This window comes from Phytoactinopolyspora endophytica, assembly GCF_004138495.1.
GTDB classification, from domain to species: domain Bacteria; phylum Actinomycetota; class Actinomycetes; order Jiangellales; family Jiangellaceae; genus Phytoactinopolyspora; species Phytoactinopolyspora endophytica.
This window is the reverse complement of the sequence record NZ_ML142861.1, coordinates 195134-199063: the sequence shown is the minus strand read 5'-3', so window position 1 is coordinate 199063 and position 3930 is coordinate 195134. Positions and strand designations below refer to the sequence as shown.

The window sequence follows — 3930 nt, the reverse complement described above, 5'->3', positions numbered from 1 at the left end:
TCGCCGGCCTCGGCCGCCGTCGGATCGCGGTGATCGGCGCCCACACGGGTGAGGTGATGGGGAGCGCGAAGCTGCGCCTCGACGGCTACCTCCAGGGACTGGCTGCGGCCGGTCTCGAAGTCGACCCCGCGCTCGTCATCGAGCAAGGTCCTTGGAACCGTCCCGGAGGGGCTGCGGCGATGGACCGGCTGCTGGACTCGGGGACGCCGGTCGACGCCGTCTTCGCGCTCAACGACGCATTGGCCATGGGCGTCCTGCACGTTCTGCACGAGCGCCGAATAGCAGTTCCCGACGAGATCGCGGTGTTCGGTTTCGATGACACCGAGGACGCGCATTACTCCATCCCGACGCTGTCCTCGGTGTCCCCTAGGCGGGATGAGATCGCGAGCACCGCCGTCAAGCTCTTGACGGACCAGCTCGGCTCACCGGCCGGCAAGCGCGTCCCAGCCGAGGTCCTCACGGATTTCACCCTCATGCTCCGGGCCTCCACAGGCGGCTGAGAGTCCCCGCCCGGGGCGTTGCGACGTCAGAACGCCGGGCGTTCGGTGGTAGGTGGCTTCAGCGACGGCGACGTGCATAGCCGGAACGAACCGCCTTTGCCGAGCCGGTAGTCGAAATGCTCGTCGTCGACCTCCAGCTCCACCCAGTAGCCGTCCACCAGCGCCTGGGTGTACATCATCCCCGGCTCGGGACAACCGAGGGAACCGTCGGACCATGTCACCGCTTGTGCGCGGACCACGACGACGTCCTCCGCCGTCGCGCTAGCCCGCTCGACCGCGTCCGCGATGACAGGATCCATGTACTCGTCCGGGACCTCGCCGGTGGCCGGGGGCGACTCGTCCGGCGACGGCGCGGGCGTCAGGCTTTCCGGCAGCGGCCGTTGCGGTGTCTGCTCCTCCCCGGGCGGCGACGCGTCGTCGTCGGGCACGGTCACCTCCGGCGTGGGCGTGGCTTCCGGCGTGGCGGACTCCGGCGAATGATCTTCCGTTGCGGCGGACTCGTCCGGCACCGTCGCGAGGCCGTCGTCGTCCGAGCCGCACCCGGCCAAGACCACAGCCAGCGCAGCGCCGACAACGACAGCGCCTGCCTTCATATCATTGAGACGTCGTCACTCTCTCGTCCGTTCCAGCACGCTTGCCTCGCCCAGCTCTGGTGCACCTTCCCGGTAGAGCAGCAGCAGACCCGTCTCGGTCGAATTCGGCCCTGCACCGGCGTCGGAGTATTCGAGAGTTTCCTGGCCCCGCGCTGGCACCGTGCCGAATCCGGCCGTCCCATCGCTGAACACACCGGCGAACCGTTCACCGAACGGTGCGATCGTGAATCCGTCGACCTGGTCGCCCTGGCCCTCGAAGTAGAAGTCGGTCGCCACCGCTGTGACATCCATCGGATCGCCGGCGTCGGCCGCGTCCAACCCGATCTGTTCACCGCAGAACGGCAGCACGGTGTTGGCGCTGTTCGTGTCGTGGTCGGTCAGGAACCACGCCTCCGCGTCGCCGGTAGCGAGATCGACGGCGAAGGTCGCATTGCGCCCGTCGTCGAGCGCGCTGAACGACAGGTCTCTGTTGACCACGACGTAGTCGTCGGTGCCGTCCTGGTCCGTATCGAGCCAGAACTCGAACGATGCCGGCGCGTTGGCATGCGTCTGCCGCTCCCATGTGTTGACCGCGAGGGTCATGACGAACGATTCCTCATCGGAGCAGAACCCTTCCGGGGCAGGGGAGGTGGCGACGCCGATGTAGCGGAAATCGGGGGTGGGGTTCTCCTCACCCGGGCCCCCTCGCTCCAGCGGCTCGCTGGTGGCGACCAATGAGTACGCCTCCACCGGTGCATCGCCCACTCCGGTGTTGGTGAGCCGGTAGGCGTCCCGGATCTTGGTTTCACGGACGTCACCGGCCTGGCGCGGCAGCACGTGCCACGGCACGTTGAGCGTGTTGTGTTCGTGGCCAGCCTCACTGAAAGTGAGGTAGCCGTCGTATTCCAGGGCGGTGATCGCCTCGCCGTCGGCTCCGAGCCCACCGGAGTCGAGGTCCCAGTCGCGCAGAGCGGTGCCGTCGATCTGGACCGTGACGGTGACGTTCCGGGATTTCCCGGCGGGAACGGTGACCTGTGCTGGAGCGGTTACCGAAACGGCGCCGTCGGCCTCGTCGTCGGAGAACCGGAACGACGGTGTGATGTCGTAGCTGATGCGACGGTCCGAGACGTTCGTCACCTGGACCTTGCCGGTCAGTGTCGTCATGCGCCGGTGCACCTCGTGGAAACCGAACGACAACGCCGCGCTGTTCTGCTCCGGCACCCACGCTGTCGCCTCGGCGTTCAGCGCCCGGTCCACCCGGACCTCGCCTCCACCGATCCTGGCGATGGGTGCCAGCCCTCCGCCGAGCAGCTCCGGCGCGTTCTGGATCTCAGTCTCCCCGGTGTTCATCAGGCTGGCCTTGATCTGCATGGAGTCTCGCTCCGGCTGGGCCTGCATCAGCAGCGCCGCCGACCCGCTCACCATCGGCGCCGCACCAGAGGTGCCTCCGAAGGGCCCCACCTCGGTGCCACCGCCCGCGATCGCCGAGACAGACGCGCCGGGCGCGCCGATCTCCGGCTTGATGATGTTCGTCAGCATGGTCGGACCGCGGGATGACGATCCCACCATGTGGCCGACGAGCGGCACGCCCTGCTCCGGGTCGAACCGTACGGTCACGCCGTCGTCCACGTGCTCCTTCAGGGATGTGTTCTCGTCGAAGCCGACCATGAAGCCGGGGACGTCGATCGGGCGTTCGCCGCCGTCGCCACCGGTGAACGGCGCCTCGGGGGTGACCAGACCGATGATGCCGGCGAGCCCACCGGCCTGGCTGACGTGGCTGATCTTGGCCGAGAAGTTGCAGTCGCCGCGGTCGACCAGGACGACGAGGCCGTCCAAGCTGCCCGGCTCGAACGGCTCGCAGCCCAGCAGGTTGCCGCCGGCACCGTCGCCGTACTGCAAAGGGCCCTCGATCACGGTGTCGAGGGGAGCGGACCAGGGCTGGAAGACCGCGCCGTACTCACCGGCGATGGCGTCCGGCCGCACCACCTCGAGCACCGCCAGCACATCCGACGGCACGTGGGTCTGCGCCACCGAGAGCGCGGACGGGGCGGCGGCCGGTGTGCCGGACACGAACGGCTTGTCGGAGGCATTCCCGGCCGAAGCGACGACGAGCACGTCCAGCCTGGAGATGTTCTCCACCGCCTGGGATAGCTGGTTGTCGAAGTGCTGGCCGTAGTTGGCGCCCAGCGACATGTTGACGATGTCCACGGGGTCAGCCTCTCCGGTGCCGTCTGGGTCGAGCACCCAGTCCATGGCCTGCATCAACGCGATGCCGGAGCAGGCGGAGTCCTGTGACGCGCAGACCTTCGCCGCATAGAGCTCGGCGCCGGGAGCGACGCCGCTCGCGCCGCCGATGATGTCCGCGACGTGGGTGCCGTGACCGCCGTAGTCGATCGGATCGGGGTTGGGGTCGAGCGTGGACGCCGGGTCTCCGCCCACCCATTGCTCTCCGACGAAGTCGTAGCCTTCCACGACCTTGCCGGTGGGAAACAGGCCGTCGCGCTGGGCGCTGCGCGCATCGTCGGGGTCTGTGCCGTACGCGGACTCGTACGCCTCGGTGGTGCCTGCACCACCGAGGTTGGCGTGCGTGTAGTCGATGCCGGAGTCGAGCACCGCCACCCGTATGCCGCGGCCGTCGTAGCCCGCGTCCTGAACCGTGTCGGCACCGATGTGCGGCACGGTCTCGTCGAGGTCCATCTCGTAGTCGAAGACCTTGGCTATGGACACCACGCGATCGTCTTCGGCCAGCTCAGCGAGGGCGTCCGCGTCGGCCTCGACCATGATGGCGTTCAACGCGCCGGACACCGTGGCGACCTCGGCGGCCGCGCGGTCACGCTGGAGTATTCCGTCGAGGACGT

3 protein-coding genes are annotated in these 3930 nt (G+C 68.3%); 1 reads left to right on the top strand and 2 read right to left on the bottom strand.

The window, feature by feature from the left end:
* On the top strand, positions 1 to 500 hold a 500-nt coding region (locus ELR45_RS38790; RefSeq protein WP_205857099.1), incomplete at its 5' end, for a LacI family DNA-binding transcriptional regulator.
* A 26-nt stretch (positions 501 to 526) separates the two neighbouring features.
* Here the strand turns inward: ELR45_RS38790 and ELR45_RS23205 are convergent.
* A complete protein-coding gene (locus ELR45_RS23205) occupies positions 527 to 1093 on the bottom strand; it encodes a superantigen-like protein SSL4 (protein ID WP_129668450.1) in 567 nt (188 codons plus the stop codon).
* A gap of 15 nt (positions 1094 to 1108) precedes the next feature.
* The coding region (locus ELR45_RS23200) for a S8 family serine peptidase (RefSeq protein ID WP_165368034.1) at positions 1109 to 3930 on the bottom strand (2822 nt) is incomplete at its 5' end.

Coding starts and splice junctions, on each gene's coding strand:
- ELR45_RS23205 (WP_129668450.1), bottom strand. CDS start 1,093: ATGAAGGCAGGCGCTGTCGTTGTCGGCGCTGCGCTGGCTGTGGTCTTG.